Here is a 21,132-nt window from a genome sequence, read left to right as displayed (position 1 = left end):
CTTGGGGGAATGCGCAACTTTGCAATTGGACCTCTTGCCAGCGCGGGGCCGCGCGGCTAGGCCTTCGCCATGCGCATCATACGAGACTTTCAATTCATCGAGCCACAGGATCGCGGCACCAGCGTCGCCATCGGCAATTTCGACGGTGTCCATCGCGGGCACCTGTCCGTCATTGATCTGGCGCGGCGTGCCGACGCACCGCTGGGGATTTTGACGTTTGAACCGCATCCACGCGAATTCTTTGCCCCCGATGCCCCGCCCTTCCGCTTGATGTCACCCGAAGCACGGGTGGGCCGGTTGGAAAAGCTGGGTGTGGAAAAGCTTTATGAGTTGAATTTCAACCATGCTTTGGCCGGTCTGTCGCCGGAAGAATTCTGCGCCCGCGTGATCCGCGACGGTCTGGGTTTGACCCATGTGGTGGTGGGTGCCGATTTCTGTTTCGGCAAGGGCCGCGCAGGCAATGCCGCTGATCTGGTCCGATTTGGCGAACAGATGGGGTTTGATGTCACCATCGCCCCGCTGTTGCAGGAAGGCACGGATCAGATCTCGTCGACCGCCATTCGTCAGGCATTGGCCGAGGGCAAGCCAGAGGCCGCCGCCGAAATGCTGGGCCATTGGCATCGCATTGCCGGGCCGGTCGTCGGGGGCGAACAACGCGGCCGCACCTTGGGATTTCCGACGGCGAATATGGGGTTGGCCGGGCTGCATCTTCCGGCGTTTGGTGTTTACGCGGTCCTGGTGGACGTCAAGGACGGCCCCCACAAAGGCAGCTATCACGGCGCGGCCTCGCTTGGGGTTCGGCCACAATTCAACGGTCAGATGCCCAACCTCGAAACCTTTTTGTTCGACTTTTCCGGCGACCTTTATGGCGCGCATCTGTCGATTGGTCTGGTGGCCTATCTGCGCCCCGAAGCGACATTTGACAGCCTTGAGGCCTTTATTGCCCAGATGGAGGATGATTGCGCCCGCGCCCGTGACATCCTGACAGCCCTATGAGCGATCCAATCAACCGCAGCGGCCTGAGCCCGCGTTTCTGGGAAAAGAAACCGCTGAAAAAGATGACCCCCCAGGAATGGGAGGCGCTGTGCGACGGCTGTGGCAAATGTTGCCTGAACAAGCTTGAGGACGAGGACACCGGCGAAGTCGAGTTGACCAATGTCGCCTGCCGTCTGTTTGACGATGGCACATGCCGCTGTTCGCAATATGAGATCCGCCACCAATTTGTGCCCGAATGCATCGTGATGACGCCGGACAATATCGACACCCACGCCTATTGGATGCCCCGCACCTGCGCCTATCGCCTGTTGTGGCAGGGCAAATCCCTGCCGGAGTGGCACCCGCTGAACACCGGCACCGCCGACAGCGTTCATGATGCCGGCGTGTCGATGCGGGGCCGCACGGTGCCGGAATTCGAAATCGACGAAGACGATTGGGAAGATCACATCATCGAGGAACCGCTCTGATGTTCTTTGCCTCCGACAATTCCGGCCCGGCCCATCCGCGCGTGATGGCGGCATTGGCGCAGGCCAATCAGGGCCACGTTGCGCCCTATGGCAATGACGATCTGTCCGACCGGGCCGCTGACGCCCTGCGCAGCCTGTTCGAAGCGCCCGATGCCGCGGTCTATCTTGTGGCCACCGGCACCGCCGCCAATGCGCTGGCCTTGGCCTGCCTTGCCCGGCCCTGGGACACCATATTCTGTACCGCCGCCGCGCATGTGCAGGTCGACGAATGCAATGCGCCAGAGTTTTATTCCGGCGGGGCGAAACTGTCTTTGGTCGGGACCGAGGACCGCATGCAACCCGCCGCCCTGACCGAGGCCATGACCCGCCACAACAGCGGCGATATTCACATGGCGCAATGTGGCCCGGTCACGCTGACCCAGGTCACCGAATGGGGCACGCTTTATGAATTGCAGGATCTGCATACCCTGTCCGACATTGCCCATGGATTTGGCAGCGCCGTGCATCTGGACGGCGCAAGATTCGCCAATGCGGTTGCGGCGCTGGGATGCACACCTGCGGACATGAGTTGGAAGGCCGGTATTGATGTCGTCAGCTTTGGCGGCACCAAAAACGGCCTGCTGGGGGTCGAGGCCGTTGTGATCTTTGACCCGGCCCGCGCGCGGGAATTCGAATTGCGCCGCAAGCGCGGGGCGCATCTGGCGTCCAAACATCGGTTCCTTGCCGCCCAGATCCTGGCCTATACCGAAGATGATCTCTGGCTGGATATGGCAAGGCAGGCGAACGCGAATTGCGCCAGATTGGCGGCGGGCCTGCGCAGCTGCGGCGCGGTGGAATTTGCCTATGAACCGCAGGCCAACATGATTTTCTGCGCCTTGCCCCGTGACCTGCACCGCCATCTTCAGGCATCCGGCGCGCAATATTCGCTGTTTGGTTCGCCGGAGGGTCCGGCGCAGGAAACACTGTCCTGCCGTCTGGTCTGTGATTGGTCGTTGACGTCAGAGCAGATTGATCAATTTCTGGATCTGCTGCCCAGATAACGGTGCGTGTTGACCACGCACCGTTCCGACACCCTCAATACGAATGCGCCGCATCAATTCGCGTCAGATCGCCCTGCCATTCACCGTCATATTGATCCAACAATTCATCGGCCGGCACTTTGCCACTGTCGAGGCTTTCGCGCAGCGCGTTAAGGAAATGGGTTTCATCCGGCACCAATCCGCCGGACCCCGGCCGCGCCCGCGCCGTCAATCCGGCCTCGGAAATGGCAACAACTTCGCGTGCGAGATCATGCATGTTCACACCGGCCACCTTGGCCTGCAAACCGTCGACCGATGCCGCGACCCGCAATTCCTCGCGGGTTTCTGCATCCCAATCCTTGACCAGATCATAAGCCGCATCCAGCGCGCCCTGATCATAGGTCAGCCCGACCCAGAACGCAGGCAGGGCACAAAGCCGCCGCCAGGGGCCGCCGTCGGCACCGCGCATTTCAATATATTTCTTGACCCGCGCCTCGGGAAACAGCGTTGTCAGGTGATCGGCCCAATCGCTCATTGTGGCCACTTCACCGGGCAGGGCCGGCAGTTCGCCCTTTAGAAAATCGCGGAACGACATGCCCAGCGCATCAATATATTTGCCATCGCGATAGACAAAATACATCGGCACATCGAGCGCATATTCCACCCAGCGCTCGAACCCGAAACCTTCTTCGAACACAAAGGGCACCATGCCGGTGCGCGCATCATCCAGATCCCGCCAGATCCGCGAGCGCCAGGATTTGTGACCGTTCTTCTTGCCCTCGAAAAACGGCGAATTGGCAAACAGCGCGGTGGCCACAGGTTGCAGGGCAATCGCCACCCGCATCTTTTGCACCATGTCGGCCTCGGACCCGAAATCAAGGTTCACCTGCACGGTGCAGGTCCGCCGCATCATCGACCGGCCCATGGTGCCGACCTTGCCCATATAGGCATCCATCAGCTTGTACCGCCCCTTGGGCATCAGCGGCATCTGATCATGGTTCCATTCCGGTGCCGCGCCCAGCCCAATGAAGCGGACGCCAATTTCATCTGCAATGTCTTTGACTTCACGCAGGTGCTGGTTCACCTCGTCACAGGTCTGGTGAATGGTCTCCATCGGTGCGCCGCTGAGTTCCAGCGCGCCGCCGGGTTCCAGGCTGACGTTGGCACCGTCTTTTTCCAGCCCGATCAGCTTGCCGCCCTCGGTCACCGGGGCCCAGCCATGCCGGTCCCGCAGCCCGTTCAGCACCGCTTCGATCGACCGCACCCCTTCATAGGGCAGCGGTTGCAGCGTATCTTTGCAATAGCCGAACTTTTCATGCTCGGTGCCGATACGCCAGTTTTCCTTTGGTTTACAACCGGATGCCAAATACTCGGCAAGTTGTTCCCGCCGTTCGATCGGGCCACCGCCGGATTGAGGGATGGACATGGGGGTGCTCCAATCTGGTGTTGTTGAGGGCTAAGGGATGGGCGGAAATGCGCCGCAAGTCAATGCAGGGCAACTGTGGTTTCGTACCGTTTCCAGATCACGGTTTCGTTGGATGTGTCGCGACCCAATTCGCGCAACATGTATTCGGTGCGCAACCCCGGCAATGTGGCAAAGGCATCAAACAACGCCTCGCCGCCCTTGGCCGACACCGGGATATGCAATGGATCGTTGCCGGGCTGCACCAAGATCCAATGGGCCGGAAACAGACGCCGGTCGAGGCTGATCCGGGCGATTTCAGCCAGATCCACCGCGCCGCCGGTCAGCGGGCCGAAATAGGCGACCCGCCCTTCGACGACCTGCACAACCCCGGGGCCGTCGCTGTCCGCACGGAATCGCGCGCGTTGATACCCGAGAAAGATCAGAGCCCCGGAGAGACCCAACAGCCCCAAACCGACGCCATTGATCATCCAGCCCTGAACGCCGAACAACCACCATGCGCCCAGCGCCGCCAGTCCGAGACCGCCAATCACCTCGCGCCAGCGCCAGATCACGGCTTTGGCCTCTGTTCTGATGAAACTCATCGCCAATCCCCCAGCGCCATCTGCCACAGGGTCAGCGCCGCCACCGCCGCGGTTTCCGCCCGCAGGATACGCGGGCCCAGCGCCACCGGATGGGCAAAATCCAAAGCACGCAATCGCGCATGTTCCGACGCGGAAAACCCGCCTTCCGGTCCAATCAAAATCGCCCAGGGTCCGGGGCCCGCGGCGATGAGGTCCGCCAGGACCAAAGAGCCGCCGACACGGGTCTCATCGCAGAACATCAGCTTTCGCTCAGCGGGCCAATTGTCGAAAATGGTGGAAAGTTTCTGAATATCCGCCACATCAGGGACAAATGTCGCGCCACATTGCTCGGCCGCTTCAATCGCATGGGCACGCTGTTTGTCGGCGCGGATACGGTCAGAATTGGTGAACTCGCTCTGCACCGGAACAATCCGGCGCACTCCCATTTCCACCGCCTTTTCGACAATGAAATCCGTGCGGGCTTTTTTCACTGGCGCAAACAACAGCCAAAGATCCGGCGGCAGACCCTGTTCCTTTGTCTGCGCCTGACAGATCAGGATGCCACCGCGTTTGCCCGCCTGCACCACTTCGGCCCGCCATTCACCGTCCTGGCCATTGAACAACAACAGTTGCGCACCCGCCGTCAATCGCATCACCCCAAAAAGGTAATGCGCCTGTTCGCGGGTCAGAGGAATGGTTTGCCCCTGCCCCAATGCATGTTCTACATACAGTCTGATCGTGCCACTCATGGGAATACAGATATGTCAGAGCAACGCCCGTTACCAGAGGCCGATGGTCAGGTTTCGGATGCAGTGCAGGGCAATTGGGTAGATCGCCTGGCCCCCGCCCCGACACGCCCCTATCTGCGGCTCAGCCGCGCAGACCGCCCGATTGGCACTTGGCTGCTGCTTGCGCCCTGTTGGTGGGGATTACTCCTTGCAATGGTTCGAGATGGACAAGCCTCGCCGCAAGATCTGTGGATATTTATCGGTTGTGGGTTCGGTGCATTCCTGATGCGCGGCGCGGGCTGCACCTGGAACGACATCACGGACCGCCATATTGACGGCTCTGTCGCCCGCACGGCATCGCGGCCGATTCCGTCGGGTCAGGTCAGTGTCCGTCAGGCCGTGGCCTGGATGGCGGCGCAGGCGCTCATCGCCTTTGCCATTTTGCTCACATTCAATGTTGCCGCTATCCTCCTTGGAATCCTGTCGCTTTTGCCGGTGGCTGTGTATCCTTTTGCCAAGCGGTTCACCTGGTGGCCGCAGGTTTTCCTCGGCCTTGCATTCAACTGGGGTGCGCTTTTGGCCTGGACCGCGCATTCCGGGCGGCTGGAACTGCCCGCGCTGGTCCTCTACCTCGCCGGGATCGCCTGGACGTTGTTTTACGACACGATTTACGCCCTTCAGGACAAGGAAGATGACGCGTTGATCGGGGTGAAATCGACGGCGCGTCTGTTTGGTGAGGCCACACCGATCTGGCTGCGGCGGTTTCTGGTCGCAACGGTCACGCTGATGGGGCTGGCGGTGTTGCTGGCTGCCCCCTCGGGCGAGATCCTGACACTTGTAGTGGCGCTGGCCGGGCCTTGGGCGCTAGGCTGGCACATGGTGTGGCAAATGCGGATGCTGGACGTCGACAATATGGACCGGCTGTTGATGTTGTTCCGCTCGAACCGCAATGCCGGTCTGCTGCCTGTGCTGTTTTTCGCCGGTGCGATGGTCCTGTGATTGAAGTTGTCGGGCACCCGGCGTATCTCAGGCCAGATTGAACAATATCCGGGACACCCGAATGCGTCTTTCGACCTATATTCTGCCAGCCTCAATCTTTGCCTTAGCCGGCGTCACAGCTGTCGTGGCCGCAGGATTTTCCGTCACACTGGTAGAAGACGCATCGCGCCGGGCCGTGGATGAACAGCTTCAGCAGGCCGGATTGACCTGGGCCTCGGTTGACACCACCGGGCTTCAGGTTTTCGTGATTGGCACCGCCCCGAACGAAGCCGACCGTTTTCGGGCCCTGTCCAACGCCGGTCAGGTTGTGGATGCCGCGCGGTTGATTGACCAGATGGATGTGGTCGACACCCAGGATCTGGCGCCACCGCGATTCTCGATCGAAATTCTGCGCAATAATTCCGGCATCTCGCTGATCGGCCTGGTGCCCCAGGGTGCACGCCACAACGACATGGTCGCCAAACTGGCCAAGCTGGTTGGTCAACAGAATGTCGCTGATCTGATGGAAACTGCGGATCATCAGACGCCCGAAGGCTGGGACAAGGCGATGGGGTTTGCGCTGGAGGCCTTGACGCGCCTGCCACGCTCCAAGATCTCGGTCGAGGCCACAAAGGTCGAGGTCACGGCGATGACCGACAGCGCCGAGGAAAAGCAACGCACGGAAACCGCCCTGCGCCGGGTCAAACCGGAAAACGTTGCCATTGAACTGGCGATTTCCGCACCGCGCCCGGTGATCACGCCCTTTACCCTGCGCTATGTCATGGAGGGCGGCGAAGGCCGGTTTGACGCCTGTTCCGCCGACACCGAAGAAGCGCGCAATCGCATTCGTGCCGCCGCCGCCGGCCACGGGCTGACGCGCGACGCGGCCTGCACCATCGGTTTGGGCGTGCCAAGCGCGCGCTGGGCCGAAGCGGCGGAAATGTCGATGGCCGCGTTGAACACGCTGGGCGGCGGCACGGTCACGCTTTCGGATGCGGATATTTCCCTGATTGCCACCGAAGGCACCGATCAGGCCCTGTTCGATCAGACGGTGGGATTGTTGGAAAACACCCTGCCGCCGGTCTTTGCGTTGACTGCGGTGCTGCCGGAAACGCCAGAGGTCAACACAGATGGCCCGCCGGAATTCACCATCACCCTGTCACCAGAGGGTCAGGTCCAGATCCGCGGCCGCGTCACCAGCGAAATCGCCCGGTTGACCGCCGAAAGCTATGCCAAGGCCGCGTTCGGCAGCGACGTGGTGCGCATGACCGCACGCGTTGACGAGACCCTGCCCAAAGGCTGGCCTGTGCGGGTGCTGGCCGGGATCGAGGCGCTGGCCCATCTGGCCCATGGTGGCGTGACGATGACCCCCGACGATCTGCGGGTCAACGGCAATACCGGCGACAAAGAGGCCAGCGCCGCCATCGCCAGCCTGCTGGCCGAAAAGCTGGGCGAAGGGGCGGAATACACCCTGAACGTCACCTATGTAGAGGCGCTTGACCCCGAAGCCGCGCTGCCGACACCAGAGGAATGCCTGCGCCGGATCGGCGTTGTCCTGGGCGACCGCAAGCTGAATTTTGAACCGGGATCAAACACCCTGGACATCACCGGCAAGGACATCATGGATGACATTGCCGAAGTGCTGAAAGGGTGTGGACCAATCAATCTGGAAGTGGCGGGCCATACCGACAGCCAGGGCCGCGAAAGCATGAACCAACAGCTGAGCCAGGACAGGGCGGATGCCATCCTGTCCGGCCTGCGCGATCGCCGTGTGCTCACATCGGGGTTCCGCGCGACGGGATATGGCGAAGAACAGCCCATCGCTGACAACCAAACCGAAGAAGGCCGCGAGGCCAATCGGCGCATCGAATTCCGCCTGTTCGAAGCAGAAGGCAGCGAAGAATCCGAAACGCCCCTTGAAAGCGAAGAGAATTCCGTGGAAGAAGGCGACGCTTCAGCCACGGAGGGCGCAGAGGATGAACAGAACTGAGTTTGTAATCGCAACCGCGATCATCCTCTTTGTAGCCTTCTGCCTTGGATGGTTTGCAAATTGGCTGATGCATCGGTTCACCGCCGTCTCAAAATCTGATGTTGGCGAGTTGGAGCGGATGAGCCAGGAGCTGCATGAAGCCGAGGAAACCCGCGATCAGGCGATCACCTATCTCCAACAGCGCGAAGCGGAATTGACCAACCAGTTGGCCCAAACCGAAGCCGAGCTTAACGCCGCCATGGAAGGCCTGCGCGACGCCCGCCAAGAGGCCGAGGAACTGCGCGCCTATGTCGAGCGGGTTCAGCAAAACGTGACCTAAGGCCGCCAGCCAATCCTGACCTGCGATTGTGATGTATCAGGACCGGGCCATTGGATGGCCCGGCCAATTGGCACATTATCCGTCTTTGCGAATGGTTTCGTTTTTCGGGTCATAGGGGCTGTCACAGGTCACAACCGCATCCCAAAGCGCATCGAACATCCGCAGCTTCAGGTGCTGGCCCTCTACTGCCAGATCGGGCCGCACGTATCCCATGCCGATGCTTTTGCCAAAGGCCACTGAATAACCGCCCGAGGTCAGCCGCCCGATCTTTTCGCCATTCAGGTAGAGCGCCTCGCGCCCCCAGGGGTCTGCATCCTCTGGCCCGTCGATCAACAGGGTCACACATTTCGATCTGACGCCCAGCGCCTGCATCTTTTCCTTGCCGCGGAATTCCTTGCCCAGATCGACAAAGCGCGGCAAATCAGCCTCAAGCGGCGTGGCGTCGCGGCCCAGTTCATTGCCAAAGGCGCGATAGCTTTTTTCTTGCCGCAGCCAGTTCTGCGCGCGGGCCCCGACCAATTTCAACCCGTGTTTGTCGCCTGCCGCCTCCAAAAGATCGAAGAGGTAGTTCTGCATTTCGATCGGATGGTGCAATTCCCAGCCCAATTCACCGGTATAAGCAACGCGGATCGCCACGGTCGGACACATCCCCAGTTCAACCTCCCGCGCCGAAAGCCAGGGGAACCTCTTGTTCGACAAGGCCGTGGCCGGGTCTGCATCCTTGAGCACATCCGCCAACAGTGCCCGCGATTTTGGTCCCGCGACCGCAAAGACGCCCCATTGCGTGGTGACATCCTGCACCAGCACCATCTTGCCTGTGCGGGCCATGAAATCTTCGGCAGATTTGTGTAGATAATCCGCGTCATAGGCGGTCCAGGCCCCGGCAGAAACGAGGTAAAATCCGTTCTCTTTACGGCGCACGATGGTATATTCAGTATGTGTCGTGCCCGCGCCGGTCAGCGCATAGGTCAGGTTGATCCGGCCCACCTTTGGCAGTTTGTTGGTGGTAAAGTGGTCGAGGAATTCCGTCGCGCCGGGCCCCGAAACCCAGTGTTTGGTAAAGGCGCTGGCATCAATCAGGCCAACACCCTCGCGCACGGCTTGCGCCTCTTGTTTTGCATATTGCCACCATGCGCCCCGGCGAAAGGATCGCGAATCGTGGTCGAAATTGTCCGGCGCATCCAGCGGGCCGAAATAATTCGGCCTCTCAAATCCGTTCACACAGCCGAACTGTGCGCCGCGTGCCTTCATCCGGTCATAACACGGCGCGGTGCGCAGCGGACGACAGGCCTCGCGTTCCTCATCGGGGTGATGCAGGACATAGACGTGTTCGTAGCATTCCTCGTTCTTGCGGGCCGCATATTCGGTGGTCATCCAGCGGCCATAGCGTTTGGGGTCAAGCGACGCCATGTCGATCTCGGCCTCACCTTCCACCATCATCTGGGCAAGGTAATAGCCCGTGCCACCCGCCGCCGTGATGCCAAAGCTGAAGCCCTCTGCCAGCCACATGTTGCGCAAGCCCGGCGCAGGCCCGACCAGCGGATTGCCATCCGGGGTATAGCAGATTGGCCCGTTGAAATCGTCCTTCAGCCCCACCGTTTCCGACGACGGAATCCGGTGGATCATGCTCATGTATTCCTCTTCGATCCGCTCCAGATCGAGCGGGAACAAGTCGGCACGGAAACTGTCGGGCACACCATATTCAAACCGCGCAGGCGCGCCGCGTTCATAGGGACCAAGAATCCAGCCGCCCCTTTCCTCGCGCACATACCATTTGGCATCTGCATCGCGCAGCACCGGATGCTCGGCTTGGGTCTTGCGATAGTCCACCAGGGCTGGATCCGGCTCTGTCACGATGAACTGATGCTCCACCGGAATGGCCGGGATCTTGATCCCCAGCAGTTGCGCGGTGCGCTGCGCGTGGTTGCCGGTGGCGGTGACAACATGTTCGGCCGTGATCACGGTGGTTTCATCCGAGGGCACCAGATTGCCCCCCTTTTCCACCATCTTCGTCAGCGTGACCCGCCACTCTGCCCCGGTCCATTCATAGCCATCGACCTGCCATCTGCGTTCGATGGTGACACCGCGTTGTCTGGCGCCCTTGGCCATGGCCATGGTGACATCAGCCGGGTTGATATAGCCATCGGTCGGGTGGAAAATCGCGCCTTCCAGATCCTCGGTCCGCACCAACGGCCACCGGTCGCGAATTTGACCGGCACTTAGCCATTCATATGGGATTTCAACCAATTCCGCGGTCGCGGCATATAGCATATATTCATCCATCCGCGCCCGGCTCTGGGCCATGCGCAGATTGCCAACGACGGAAAACCCGGCATTCAATCCGGTTTCTTCTTCCAGCGTTTTATAGAATTTCACCGAATAGTCGTGAATATGGCTGGTGGCATAGGACATATTGAACAGCGGCAGCAGACCGGCGGCATGCCATGTTGACCCAGAGGTCAGCTCGTCGCGTTCCAGCAAAACCACATCCGACCATCCGGCCCGCGCCAAATGATAGGCGACCGAGGTGCCAACCGCACCGCCACCAACAACAATCGCTTTGACATGAGATTTCATCACGGGAGCACTCCAATGGGACGTCCCTTTGTGAATACCGCGATGAAACGCAGCAGGCGAAACCGACCCGACCAGTGAAGGAAGAAAAGCGACATTTCCCATTTACCGGCCCCGCAATCGCGACGGGAAACCCGATGCTTTGACGATTTCATCGCCGGGTCAGGCGGCGGGATAACGCAACCAGTCGCTATGCCCGCTCCGAACTATTCCTTGTCGACACTGCAAAACGACGTTCCGCCGCAACTGCCCTTTTGGGCCGGGCGTTGCTTGGCACCGAACCGATTGACCTTGACCTCGGTTTCCGCGCCCGACTTCTGCGCGGCGGCCAATTGCCCCTCCAGCTCGGCGCGCTTTTCATCCCACGCCTTTCTGGTTTCCTCCAACCCGCTGACGTTGGCACCGCTCAGCTCCTTCAGGGTATCCAGCGTTTCCCAGGCCGCAGCCTCCAGATCCAGATCAGATTGCGCGCGGTTAATTTTCTCGGCTTGGTGCCTCTTTGCCAAAACCGCCTTGGCAAAGGTCACTTCTTCGGCCTTGGACAATGGCGGTGCGCTGCTGCCGACCGCCACAAGTGGCGTGTCCAGCAATCCGTTCATACCGTCATAGTCAATCGCACCAAGGAATTGTCGAATATCTGTTTCATTCGCACCCAAAGCACGCAAATATATCTGAATTTCACCAACTTTGGCCGACAGATGCCAATCGACCTCCAATCCGGTTTGGGTAGAGCTCGCCAGTATTTTAGCCCAGACAATCCCCTGCACCACGACAAACGGCGCTTCGGTCTCAAGCGCCCGCATATTGTTTCCGGCCATCTCCATGCTCGCCTGCTGGATTTCCAGGCCCTCGAATGACGCGGGTTTCAACGCGGTGATTTCGACCAGCTTGGCGCCGTTTTCATAGAGCCAGGTGGTTGTGCCGCGCTGTTTGACCAGGGTTTCCTCCAGGCCGTTGGTATGCAACCCGATGGCATTGGTCCCGTAGAATTGGGAATAGCCCAGCAATTCCTCTTCGGCACCGGCAAGACCCGGCATGATCTTGCGATCCTCTGTGACCCAGGCGCGTCTGCTCCACCCTTCGGGCGCATCGGGCAGATAGGCGCGCGGCAGGTTTGACTGCCCGTTCACCGATCCGCCGCTCATATTCGTCAGCCAGCTCGTACGTTCCTGAAGATCGACGACATAGGTGTCAAAATCCGACACGCTGTCCTTGTTGGTGACCTGATCATAGAAATCTGCCGCAAAAAGCAGCAGCACCAGCGCCAAAATAACCGCACCCGTCGCCAAATACCGCATAAACCACTCCGATTACATCTTTCCGCCCTGTATCTTGGGAAAATCTGGCGCAATTGCGGTCATGACGGTGCGCAATGCCGACAAAATTTCGAAAACTTTCGGCGCCTCATGCGCCATGGCGCGCCCTGCGGCGGAATCGCGCTGATTTCCTCGGGGATAGCTCTTTCGCACATTGCCCCACGTCCTTATAAGAACCCGTGGCCGGGCTCGGGTGCAGAGTCGCGGCCCCGTTTTCGTGGCACAGAAATCGCAGCACCAAAGGCAAGGGTATCCCCCGAAATGTTCTCATTGTCCGACCTGACAGGTTTGTTCTCGGCTGATATGGCCATCGACCTCGGCACTGCCAACACATTGGTTTATGTCAAAGGCAAAGGTGTGGTCCTGTCGGAACCCTCTGTTGTTGCCTATCACGTCAAGGACGGGGTGAAACGCGTGCTGGCCGTGGGCGAAGACGCCAAATTGATGTTGGGCCGGACCCCGGGCAGTATCGAGGCCATCCGCCCGATGCGCGAAGGGGTGATCGCCGATTTCGACACCGCCGAAGAGATGATCAAACATTTCATCCGCAAGGTGCACAAGCGGTCGACCTTTTCCAAACCGAAAATCATCGTCTGCGTCCCCCATGGCGCGACCCCGGTGGAAAAGCGCGCGATTCGCCAATCGGTGCTGTCGGCGGGTGCCCGCAAGGCCGGATTGATTGCCGAACCCATTGCTGCCGCCATTGGCGCCGGCATGCCAATTACAGACCCCACCGGCAACATGGTTGTCGACATCGGCGGCGGGACGACCGAGGTCGCGGTGCTGTCGCTGGGCGATATCGTTTATGCCCGCTCGGTCCGTGTCGGCGGTGACCGGATGGATAAGGCGATCATCAACTATCTGCGTCGCCAACAGAATATTCTGGTCGGCGAAAGCACGGCAGAACGCATCAAGACCTCGATCGGCACCGCCCGCATGCCCGATGACGGCCGCGGCGCGACCATGCTGGTCCGGGGCGTGATCTTTTGAATGGGGTGCCGAAAGAGACTGAAGTCACCCAAGCCCAAATCGCCGAGGCGCTGGCCGAACCGGTTCAGGCCATCTGCGAGGCGGTGATGACCGCATTGGAAACCACCCCGCCGGATCTGGCCGCCGACATCGTTGATCGCGGTGTGATGCTGACCGGTGGTGGCGCGCTTCTTGGGGATCTCGATCTTGCGCTGCGCGAACAGACCGGGCTGGCGGTGTCAATCTCGGACGAATGTCTGAATTGTGTGGCGCTTGGCACCGGCAAGGCGCTGGAATACGAAAAGCAGCTGCGCCACGCCATCGACTACGACAGCTAAGTCGCAGCAAGCACCCGGGGGCCTGCCCGCCCCCTGCGCCTACCCTGCTTGCCAAATCAGCCTCGCCACGGCGCGACGCTATTTCGTGATCGCCACGCCGCTGGATTGCGCAGGCAAACCCGTGATATGACGATATGGCATTTGCCGGAGACCGGACGTGGCGAAAGACCGTACACATCAGGAAGATTTCTCAGGCCCGCTTCGGCGGTTGCTGACGTTTGTCATCCTGTTGTGCCTGATCGGGCTCTTTATCCTGTGGCGCATCGACAGCCCGCGCGTCGAACGGTTTCGCGCCCAGGTGATCGACCGGGTGATGCCGGGGTTTTCATGGGCAATGGCGCCGGTCACCGCCTCGATCAATCTGTTTCGCGATTTCCGGTCTTATCAATCGCTTTATGAACAGAATCAGGAATTGCGCCGCGAATTGCAGCAGATGAAAAGCTGGAAAGAGGCCGCGCTGCAACTGGAACAGGAAAACGCCCGCCTGCTGGACCTGAACAATGTGCGGCTTGATCCGCAATTGACCTATGTCACCGGCGTTGTGCTGGCGGACAGCGGGTCCCCGTTCCGACAGTCGATGCTGTTGAATGTCGGCAACCGTGATGGCATTCGCGATGGCTGGGCCGCGATGGATGGTCTTGGTCTGGTGGGCCGGATTTCGGGGGTTGGCGAACGCACAGCGCGGGTGATCATGGTGACCGATACCTCGTCCAAGGTGCCGGTGCTGATCCAGCCTTCGGGCCAGCGGGCGCTGGTGGTCGGCGACAATTCCATGGCGCCGCCAATCGACTTTCTGGAAGATTCAGATCAGGTCCGCCCTGGCGACCGGGTCATCACCTCGGGCGATGCCGGGGTATTGCCCCCCGGATTGGTTGTCGGTCAGGTGGCCAAAGACCCCGGCGGGCGGCTGCGGGTGCGGCTTTCGGCGGACATCGAGCGTTTGGAATTCCTGCGCGTGCTGCGCGATCACGGCACGCCGGGCGTGGAGACCGCCGGCGATCTGGTGGTCGATCCCGCCCATGCCGAGGAAATCCTGAAAGGGGCTGAGGAGGCTGGCGATGGCTGACACCAATGCCGCGCCCCGGCTTTGGCTGATGCGGGCGACCTTTTTGGCGCTGGCCTTTGTCGCGGTGTTCCTGCGGCTGTTGCCGCTGGAAACCGGCCCGGCCCGCTGGCCAGCCCCGGATGTGCTTTTGGCGCTCAGCCTTGCCTGGTCTTTGCGCCGCCCGGAATATGTGCCGGCGCTTTCGGTTGCGGCAACGATCCTGCTGGCCGATTTCTTCTTTCAACGGCCACCGGGTCTGATGGCGGCGATTGTGGTGCTTGCCTGTGGGGCGATGCGCAAACGTGGGCCGGGTCTGCGGGATGCCGGTTTTCTGGCGGAACTGCTGTTGATTGCCCTGACCATCCTTGCGGTGATGCTGGCCTATCGCACGGCGCTGACGGTATTTGTCTTGCCGCGCCCACCGCTGGGCATGACACTCTTGCAAGCGGTGTTCACCATGGCCATCTATCCGTTTGTGGCCTTGGCGTCGCAATTGTGCCTTGGCGTGCGCGCACGCACCAATGCTGAACTTGCCGCCGGGAGGATGACATGAGACGCCCACCCAAGGATACGCTGGAAAGCTTTCGCAAGATAAGCCGCCGGGGATTGATTGTCGGCGGATTGCAGGCCGGTTTCGTCGGTCTTCTGGGCTGGCGCATGCGCCACATGCAGGTCGATCAGGCCGATCAATTCCGCTTTCTCGCCGAAGAAAACCGCATCAACATCCGGTTGATCCCCCCGGCGCGCGGCGAAATCTTTGATCGCAACGGTGTGGCCGTGGCCGCCAATGAACCCGCGTATCGCATCACGATGGTGCGCGAAGATGCCGGTGATGTTGATGCCGTGCTGGCGCAACTGGGAAAGCTGGTCACCCTCAACCCCGAAGAAATCGAACGCGCCCGGACCGAAATGAAACGCTCTGCGCCGTTTTTGCCGGTCACGGTGGCGGATCGGGTCAGCTGGGAAGATATTTCACGGGTGGCGGTGAACGCCCCCACCCTGCCCGGCGTCACGCCAGAGGTCGGCCTGTCACGCTCTTACCCGCAGGGGCATGATCTGGCGCATGTGGTCGGCTATGTCGGACCGGTCAGCGAACGCGATCTTTCACGTTACGAAGACCCGCCGCCGCTTCTGCGCATCCCCCGGTTTCAGATCGGCAAGGTCGGGGTGGAAACCAAGCTTGAGGAAACCCTGCGCGGCACCGCCGGGGCCAAACGGGTCGAGGTCAACGCCGTTGGTCGGGTGATGCGGGAATTGGACCGTCGCGAAGGCATTGGCGGCGCCACCGTTCAGCTGACCGTCGACAGCCAGCTGCAAAACTACATTCAGGCGCGTCTGGGGCAGGAAAGCGCCAGCGTGGTGGTCATGGATGTCCAGACCGGTGACATTCTGGCCACGGCTTCGTCGCCCTCTTATGATCCGAATAAATTCGTGCGCGGCATTTCCGTCGCCGATTACAGCCTGTTGCGCGACAACAATCACCGCCCACTGGCCTCGAAAACCGTGCAGGATGCCTATCCGCCCGGTTCGACCTTTAAAATGGTCACCGCACTGGCCGCGCTGGATGCCGGTGTCATGACACCCGACGATACCGTCTGGTGCCCCGGGTATCTTGAGGTGTCGGGCCGCCGGTTCCATTGCTGGAAAGGTGCGGGCCACGGCCATGTGAACCTGGAGCAGAGCCTGCGCGAAAGCTGTGATGTTTATTACTATGACCTTGCGCTCAAGGTCGGGATCGAACGGGTCGCCGCCATGGCCCGGCGTCTGGGTCTGGGTGAGGCGCATGACATTCCGATGTCGGCCATCACCAGCGGCCTGGTGCCGGACAAGGCCTGGAAACAGGCCAATCGCGGTGCGGAATGGGTTGTCGGCGATTCTGCCAATGCCGCCATTGGTCAGGGGTTTGTACTGACCTCGCCGCTGCAACTGGCGGTCATGACCGCACGTATCGCCACGGGCCATGCTGTTTCACCGCGGTTGATCAAACGGATCGACGGTGTCGAACAACCCTCGCGCGCGGGCGAGTTGTTGGGGCTGAACGAAAACCACCTGCGTCAGGTGCGCCGGGCGATGTTTTCCGTGTCGAACAACCGACGCGGCACCGCCTATAGCGCACGCATTCAGGCCGAAGACATGCGCATGGCGGGCAAGACGGGCACCAGTCAGGTGCGCAATATTACCGCCGCTGAACGCGCCCGTGGTGTGACCCGCAACGAGGATCTGCCGTGGGAGCGGCGCGATCACGGGCTGTTTGTCAATTTCGCGCCATTCGATGCGCCACGCATTGCGGTGGCGACCGTGGTCGAACACGGCGGCGGCTCCAGCGCGGCATCGCCCATTGCCCGGGATGTGACATTGCAGGCGCTCTATGGCGAAGACCCGCCATTGGACGCCTATCCCAAGAAAGACAGAAGCAAGATCAAGGCATTGCAGGAACGTTTGGCCCGTGAACGTCCGTTGAATGGCGCATCGGGGCAAGAAGAAGCCTGATGTCCTATCTTGAATACAACGTCAAACATGTGCCGTCCGGGCCGCGCAAGGTCCTGTATCTGAACTGGCCCTTGGCGATCCTGCTGGCCTCGGTCGCGGCCATCGGATTTCTGATGTTGTATTCGGTAGCGGGGGGGTCGTTTTCGCCCTGGGCCGAGCCACAGATCAAACGCTTTGCGCTTGGCTTTGCGCTGATGTTGATTGTGGCATTGGTGCCGATCTGGTTCTGGCGCAATATGGCTGTGGTGGGCTATGGCGTGTCGGTTGCCCTGCTGATCGCGGTGGAATTGTTTGGTGCCGTCGGCATGGGGGCGCAACGTTGGATCGATCTCGGGTTCATGCGCTTGCAACCGTCTGAATTGATGAAAATCACCTTGGTGATGCTCTTGGCCGCCTATTACGACTGGTTGCCGATAAAAAAGACGTCACGGCCGTTCTGGGTCTTTCTTCCGGTGCTGTTCGTCCTGTTTCCGACCTTCCTGGTGTTGCGCCAACCGGATCTGGGCACCGCGATTCTTTTGATGACTGGCGGCGGATTGGTGATGTTCATGGCGGGCGTGCATTGGGCCTATTTCGCGGCGGTGTTGGCGGCGGCCGGTGGTTTGGTCACCGCAGTTTTTCAGAGCCGCGGCACCAGCTGGCAATTGCTGAAGGATTATCAATTTCGCCGGATCGACACCTTTCTTGATCCCGCATCCGATCCGTTGGGCGCCGGATATCACATCACACAATCAAAAATCGCCCTCGGCTCCGGGGGCTGGACCGGGCGCGGCTTTATGCAGGGCACACAGTCGCGTCTGAACTTCCTGCCGGAAAAACACACCGATTTCATCTTCACCACCCTGGCAGAGGAATTCGGCTTTATCGGCGCGTTTTCCCTTCTGACGCTTTATGCGTTGATCATCGCCTTTTGCGTCGCCTCAGCGCTGCAAAATCGTGACAGGTTTGCCTCGCTTCTGACGCTTGGGATCGCGACCACGTTCTTTTTGTTCTTTGCTGTCAATATGTCGATGGTCATGGGGCTGGCGCCGGTTGTCGGCGTGCCGCTGCCATTGGTCAGCTATGGCGGATCGGCGATGCTCATCCTGATGATCGGGTTCGGTCTGGTGCAATCGGCACATGTGCACCGGCCACGGGGGGCGATATGATCCATATTCTCTATTCCGCCTGGCCCAAGTGCACCACAGGACGAATGGGCACCGCCGCTTGGCGCGACGCTGGACCGAATGGGGTTGGCACATGTCATTGCGCCGGATGTGGCGCCAGAGAGGGCGGATTACATCGTCTATGCACCCGATTCCGGGTTGCAGGATTTCACGCCTTTTACCCGCGCCCGCGCCGTTCTCAGCCTTTGGGCCGGGGTTGAGGCGATTGTCGCCAACCCCACCCTGACGATGCCGCTGGCCCGTATGGTTGGCGGTGGTCTGACTGAAGGCATGGTCGAATGGGTCACCGGCCATGTGCTGCGCCATCATCTGGGGATGGACCGCCATATCGTGAATCCTGACAATGACTGGACCTTGCGACCACCGCCCTTGGCTGCGGAACGCCGGGTGACTGTCCTTGGGCTTGGCGCGCTGGGATCTGCGGTGGCGCAGGCACTGGCCCGGATCGGGTTCAATGTATCGGGGTGGAGCCGCCGCCCAAAGCAGATGCCGGGCATATCCTGTTACAGCGGTGACACCGGATTGGCCGAGGCGCTGCGCGATGCCGAATTTGTCATCCTGCTGCTGCCCGGCACCCGCGCCACCGAGAATACCCTGAACCGCGATACATTGGCGCTGCTGGCGCGCGGGGCCTTTGTGCTTAATCCGGGGCGTGGACCGTTGATCGACGACGCTGCGCTGATCACCGCGCTGGACGAAGGTCAGGTCGCCCACGCCACTTTGGATGTGTTTCGCCGCGAACCCCTGCCGCAGGATCACCCCTTCTGGGGCCATCCGGGTGTGACGGTCACGCCGCATGTGGCGTCGCACACCCGCCCGCATTTGGGGGCAGAGGTGATTGCCGAAAACATCCGCCGCAGCGAAGCGGGCGCGCCGCTTTTGCATCTGGTCGATCGCAGCGCCGGCTACTAGGGCCAGGCCCCATTGACCCTACCCTGACATGAAGAGAGGCGACCTTTTCCAAGATCGCCTCATACATCAATTCATCAAAACCTCGGGTCAGCCGCGATTTGCGATCAACTCGAAACCTGTTCGCGCAGGATCGACGCGGTCAGCGACACCAGCAAGTAAATTCCGCCAAAGATCAGGAAGGCCAGAATGGTGTTTTCAAACTTGCGCGGATAACTCGGGTCTTGGGGGGGCACCGGTTCGACAGCGGTTTGCAGATACCGCACCTGCGAATTTGCCTCGCGCCGGGTCTGGCTGAGCGAGGCGAGCGCCTCTTGCAGCATCAGATCACGGGTCGCCAGATCGGCCTGCGCCATCTGTATTTCCGCCGTCAACTGCGCCAGGGAATTTTCACCCTCTGCGGCAGAGGTCATTTCGGATTGCAGCGCCTGCAAGGCACCGTTCATGCGGCGGATGTCGCCGCGCGCGCCCTCAACCTTGGCCCGGTTGGGCCGGGCATTGTCGAGCAGCGCCTGCAACTGCAATTCGCGTTCCTGAAGCTGCACTTCCAAATTGGTAATCTGTTGCCGCAAGGAGGCAATGCGCCCCTCAGGATCGAGAACCTTGGACACCTGTTGCAATTCCACCATGCGCAACTGGGCCTCGCGGCGCGCGACCTCGGCCTCGTCCAGCGCCTCTTTGGCGCCTTTCAACTGATCTTCACGCTTGCGCTGCGACAGACTGTCGACCCGTTCCTCGGCATAGTCGATCAGGGCGCTGGAATATTGCGCGCTGACCGCCGGATCGGCGGCGGCGATTTCCATGCGGATCACGCCCTCGGTCGGATCATACCCGATTTCGATGTTCTTTTTGTAAAGCTTGTATGCCTCTTCGTTGGACGGATCCTTGTCCAGCCGCTGGATCGGGTCGATCCAATCCTGGGTGAAATGGCTGCGAAAGCCGACGTCGCGGTCCAACCGCAACATCGCGTCCTTGGATTGCAGATAGCTTTGCACCGCAATCGCATCCTGATTGGTGGCGAATTGCGTCCCTGACAGCAGGCCACCGACACCGCCGCCGCCGCCATCATTGGCAATAATCAGGAATTCCGACTTGGTGGCATACATCGGCGTCGCGACATTATAGTAATACCAACCGCACAGCAGGGTCGGCAGCCCGACAAAGAAGGCCAGCCGCGTCAGAAGCAAAAAGGATTTGCGCCGCCGACGTTTGGCAATATCCCGCTGAATTTCGCTGATTTCCCGCATCCGGCGGTCCATCGGGCTGGCGGTTTCGGTCGATGGCAGGTTCTTGGTCCCGCCCGGCACCGTTTGGGGCAATTGCACCTTGGGGCCATCGGCGGCGTCCGTTTCCGGGACAACCAATTCCAACATGTTGGTGCGCTGGAACGGATCTATGCCACGTGTGCGCAGCTGGCGCACCGCGTCGAAATCCGAGGTGACGGCAAGGTTATGTTTCTGCGCCATACGCCGCGCCATGCGCAGCTGGCGTCCGGTCAAACCTTCTTTGCGGATCGCCTCCATATCGGTTTCTCCGGCCACCTGTGCGGCGGAAGACACCTCACCATCACGCGCAGTCGCGGCAGGATTTGGGGCGGCTTTCTTGCCGGCGGCATCAGGTTTGCCCGCGGCATCCGGCGCCGTGGTCTGATCCTGGGCCGATGCGCCGGTCCGTCCGCTGGCGATACGGGCAATGGTGGCGCCATTGCGAATCTGGCGCACCACACGCGGGCTGGTGCCCGGTTCTTTTGTCGGGGCGGATTTCGCCTGATCTTCTGCGTCAGCATCCGGGCCTTCACCACGCAAGGACCGGATTTGATTCAACAAATCTTCTTTGCCGCCC

General features: G+C 60.6%; 17 protein-coding genes and 1 pseudogene. 12 read left to right on the top strand and 6 right to left on the bottom strand.

The genetic code is table 11. From position 1 onward, the window contains the following. The first annotated feature begins 69 nt into the window (after positions 1–69). The 3 genes from AC0L4F_RS04165 to AC0L4F_RS04155 are packed head-to-tail and all read left to right on the top strand — an operon-like array spanning position 70 to position 2,503. Positions 70–996, top strand: coding sequence for a bifunctional riboflavin kinase/FAD synthetase (locus AC0L4F_RS04165; RefSeq protein WP_244685681.1), 927 nt, complete (start codon positions 70–72; stop codon positions 994–996). After that, positions 993–1,463 (top strand): YcgN family cysteine cluster protein, encoded by a 471-nt coding sequence (locus AC0L4F_RS04160; protein WP_244685679.1) that lies wholly within the window; start codon positions 993–995, stop codon positions 1,461–1,463. Before AC0L4F_RS04165 ends, AC0L4F_RS04160 begins: the two co-directional genes overlap by 4 nt. Next, positions 1,463–2,503 (top strand): threonine aldolase family protein, encoded by a 1,041-nt coding sequence (locus tag AC0L4F_RS04155; RefSeq protein ID WP_244685677.1) that lies wholly within the window; start codon positions 1,463–1,465, stop codon positions 2,501–2,503. The genes AC0L4F_RS04160 and AC0L4F_RS04155 overlap by 1 nt, the downstream gene beginning before the upstream one ends. Positions 2,504–2,537: 34 nt before the next feature. On the opposite strand, the gene AC0L4F_RS04150 is transcribed toward AC0L4F_RS04155, so the two are convergent. From AC0L4F_RS04150 to AC0L4F_RS04140, 3 genes are read right to left on the bottom strand one after another with little or no spacing between them, the layout of a single operon-like run. Continuing rightward, on the bottom strand, positions 2,538–3,908 hold the full coding sequence (locus tag AC0L4F_RS04150) for a glutamate--cysteine ligase (RefSeq protein WP_244685675.1): 1,371 nt from the start codon (positions 3,906–3,908) through the stop codon (positions 2,538–2,540). 59 nt (positions 3,909–3,967) lie between these two features. Further along, positions 3,968–4,489: a hypothetical protein gene (locus AC0L4F_RS04145; protein ID WP_244685673.1), complete on the bottom strand. Its 522-nt coding sequence runs from the start codon at positions 4,487–4,489 to the stop codon at positions 3,968–3,970. Then, a complete protein-coding gene (locus AC0L4F_RS04140) occupies positions 4,486–5,217 on the bottom strand; it encodes a 16S rRNA (uracil(1498)-N(3))-methyltransferase (RefSeq protein ID WP_244685671.1) in 732 nt (243 codons plus the stop codon). Before AC0L4F_RS04140 ends, AC0L4F_RS04145 begins: the two co-directional genes overlap by 4 nt. A 12-nt stretch (positions 5,218–5,229) precedes the next feature. On the opposite strand from AC0L4F_RS04140, the gene ubiA reads away from it, so the two are divergent. The 3 genes from ubiA to AC0L4F_RS04125 all read left to right on the top strand — a co-directional run bounded on the left by ubiA (position 5,230) and on the right by AC0L4F_RS04125 (position 8,483). Then, complete coding sequence (gene ubiA / locus AC0L4F_RS04135; protein WP_244685669.1) at positions 5,230–6,195, top strand: 4-hydroxybenzoate octaprenyltransferase; 966 nt, start codon at positions 5,230–5,232, stop codon at positions 6,193–6,195. A gap of 61 nt (positions 6,196–6,256) precedes the next feature. Beyond that, the gene (locus tag AC0L4F_RS04130) at positions 6,257–8,164 is read left to right on the top strand and encodes an OmpA family protein (RefSeq protein WP_244685667.1); all 1,908 of its coding nucleotides are present in this window, start codon (positions 6,257–6,259) and stop codon (positions 8,162–8,164) included. Next, the gene (locus AC0L4F_RS04125) at positions 8,151–8,483 is read left to right on the top strand and encodes a hypothetical protein (RefSeq protein ID WP_244685665.1); all 333 of its coding nucleotides are present in this window, start codon (positions 8,151–8,153) and stop codon (positions 8,481–8,483) included. The genes AC0L4F_RS04130 and AC0L4F_RS04125 overlap by 14 nt, the downstream gene beginning before the upstream one ends. A 75-nt stretch (positions 8,484–8,558) precedes the next feature. Here AC0L4F_RS04125 and AC0L4F_RS04120 read toward each other — a convergent pair whose 3' ends face one another. Further along, the gene (locus tag AC0L4F_RS04120) at positions 8,559–11,060 is read right to left on the bottom strand and encodes a GcvT family protein (protein WP_244685663.1); all 2,502 of its coding nucleotides are present in this window, start codon (positions 11,058–11,060) and stop codon (positions 8,559–8,561) included. Positions 11,061–11,263: 203 nt separating this feature from the next. Next, complete coding sequence (locus AC0L4F_RS04115) at positions 11,264–12,355, bottom strand: hypothetical protein (RefSeq protein WP_244685661.1); 1,092 nt, start codon at positions 12,353–12,355, stop codon at positions 11,264–11,266. Positions 12,356–12,634: 279 nt separating this feature from the next. Here AC0L4F_RS04115 and AC0L4F_RS04110 point away from each other — a divergent pair. The 6 genes and pseudogenes from AC0L4F_RS04110 (at position 12,635) to AC0L4F_RS04085 (ending at position 19,293) form a co-directional block, all read left to right on the top strand. Next, positions 12,635–13,680: pseudogene (locus AC0L4F_RS04110) on the top strand (rod shape-determining protein). 157 nt (positions 13,681–13,837) lie between these two features. Beyond that, on the top strand, positions 13,838–14,746 hold the full coding sequence (mreC, locus tag AC0L4F_RS04105; protein ID WP_244685658.1) for a rod shape-determining protein MreC: 909 nt from the start codon (positions 13,838–13,840) through the stop codon (positions 14,744–14,746). Further along, the gene (locus AC0L4F_RS04100) at positions 14,739–15,278 is read left to right on the top strand and encodes a rod shape-determining protein MreD (protein WP_244685656.1); all 540 of its coding nucleotides are present in this window, start codon (positions 14,739–14,741) and stop codon (positions 15,276–15,278) included. The genes mreC and AC0L4F_RS04100 overlap by 8 nt, the downstream gene beginning before the upstream one ends. Beyond that, a complete protein-coding gene (gene mrdA, locus AC0L4F_RS04095) occupies positions 15,275–17,215 on the top strand; it encodes a penicillin-binding protein 2 (protein WP_244685654.1) in 1,941 nt (646 codons plus the stop codon). Before AC0L4F_RS04100 ends, mrdA begins: the two co-directional genes overlap by 4 nt. Continuing rightward, on the top strand, positions 17,215–18,363 hold the full coding sequence (gene rodA, locus AC0L4F_RS04090) for a rod shape-determining protein RodA (protein WP_244685651.1): 1,149 nt from the start codon (positions 17,215–17,217) through the stop codon (positions 18,361–18,363). The genes mrdA and rodA overlap by 1 nt, the downstream gene beginning before the upstream one ends. Before the next feature lie 78 nt (positions 18,364–18,441). Continuing rightward, positions 18,442–19,293 carry an NAD(P)-dependent oxidoreductase gene (locus AC0L4F_RS04085; RefSeq protein WP_280520445.1) on the top strand — a complete coding sequence of 284 codons (852 nt, stop codon included), beginning with the start codon at positions 18,442–18,444 and terminating at the stop codon, positions 19,291–19,293. A gap of 104 nt (positions 19,294–19,397) precedes the next feature. Here the strand turns inward: AC0L4F_RS04085 and AC0L4F_RS04080 are convergent, their stop codons facing one another. After that, entirely contained in the window at positions 19,398–21,113 is a 1,716-nt protein-coding gene (locus AC0L4F_RS04080) for a KpsE/RkpR family capsule polysaccharide export protein (protein ID WP_244685649.1), read from the bottom strand. Positions 21,114–21,132: the final 19 nt, after the last annotated feature.

It is taken from the genome of Marinovum sp. J2-8 (assembly GCF_055808435.1).
This window is presented reverse-complemented; position numbering and strand designations above follow the sequence as displayed.

Coding starts and splice junctions, on each gene's coding strand:
- AC0L4F_RS04120 (WP_244685663.1), bottom strand. CDS start 11,060: ATGAAATCTCATGTCAAAGCGATTGTTGTTGGTGGCGGTGCGGTTGGC.
- AC0L4F_RS04140 (WP_244685671.1), bottom strand. CDS start 5,217: ATGAGTGGCACGATCAGACTGTATGTAGAACATGCATTGGGGCAGGGG.
- rodA (WP_244685651.1), top strand. CDS start 17,215: ATGTCCTATCTTGAATACAACGTCAAACATGTGCCGTCCGGGCCGCGC.
- mrdA (WP_244685654.1), top strand. CDS start 15,275: ATGAGACGCCCACCCAAGGATACGCTGGAAAGCTTTCGCAAGATAAGC.
- AC0L4F_RS04145 (WP_244685673.1), bottom strand. CDS start 4,489: ATGAGTTTCATCAGAACAGAGGCCAAAGCCGTGATCTGGCGCTGGCGC.
- AC0L4F_RS04085 (WP_280520445.1), top strand. CDS start 18,442: ATGGGGTTGGCACATGTCATTGCGCCGGATGTGGCGCCAGAGAGGGCG.
- AC0L4F_RS04115 (WP_244685661.1), bottom strand. CDS start 12,355: ATGCGGTATTTGGCGACGGGTGCGGTTATTTTGGCGCTGGTGCTGCTG.
- AC0L4F_RS04125 (WP_244685665.1), top strand. CDS start 8,151: ATGAACAGAACTGAGTTTGTAATCGCAACCGCGATCATCCTCTTTGTA.
- AC0L4F_RS04150 (WP_244685675.1), bottom strand. CDS start 3,908: ATGTCCATCCCTCAATCCGGCGGTGGCCCGATCGAACGGCGGGAACAA.
- AC0L4F_RS04100 (WP_244685656.1), top strand. CDS start 14,739: ATGGCTGACACCAATGCCGCGCCCCGGCTTTGGCTGATGCGGGCGACC.
- ubiA (WP_244685669.1), top strand. CDS start 5,230: ATGTCAGAGCAACGCCCGTTACCAGAGGCCGATGGTCAGGTTTCGGAT.
- AC0L4F_RS04130 (WP_244685667.1), top strand. CDS start 6,257: ATGCGTCTTTCGACCTATATTCTGCCAGCCTCAATCTTTGCCTTAGCC.
- AC0L4F_RS04160 (WP_244685679.1), top strand. CDS start 993: ATGAGCGATCCAATCAACCGCAGCGGCCTGAGCCCGCGTTTCTGGGAA.
- AC0L4F_RS04155 (WP_244685677.1), top strand. CDS start 1,463: ATGTTCTTTGCCTCCGACAATTCCGGCCCGGCCCATCCGCGCGTGATG.
- AC0L4F_RS04165 (WP_244685681.1), top strand. CDS start 70: ATGCGCATCATACGAGACTTTCAATTCATCGAGCCACAGGATCGCGGC.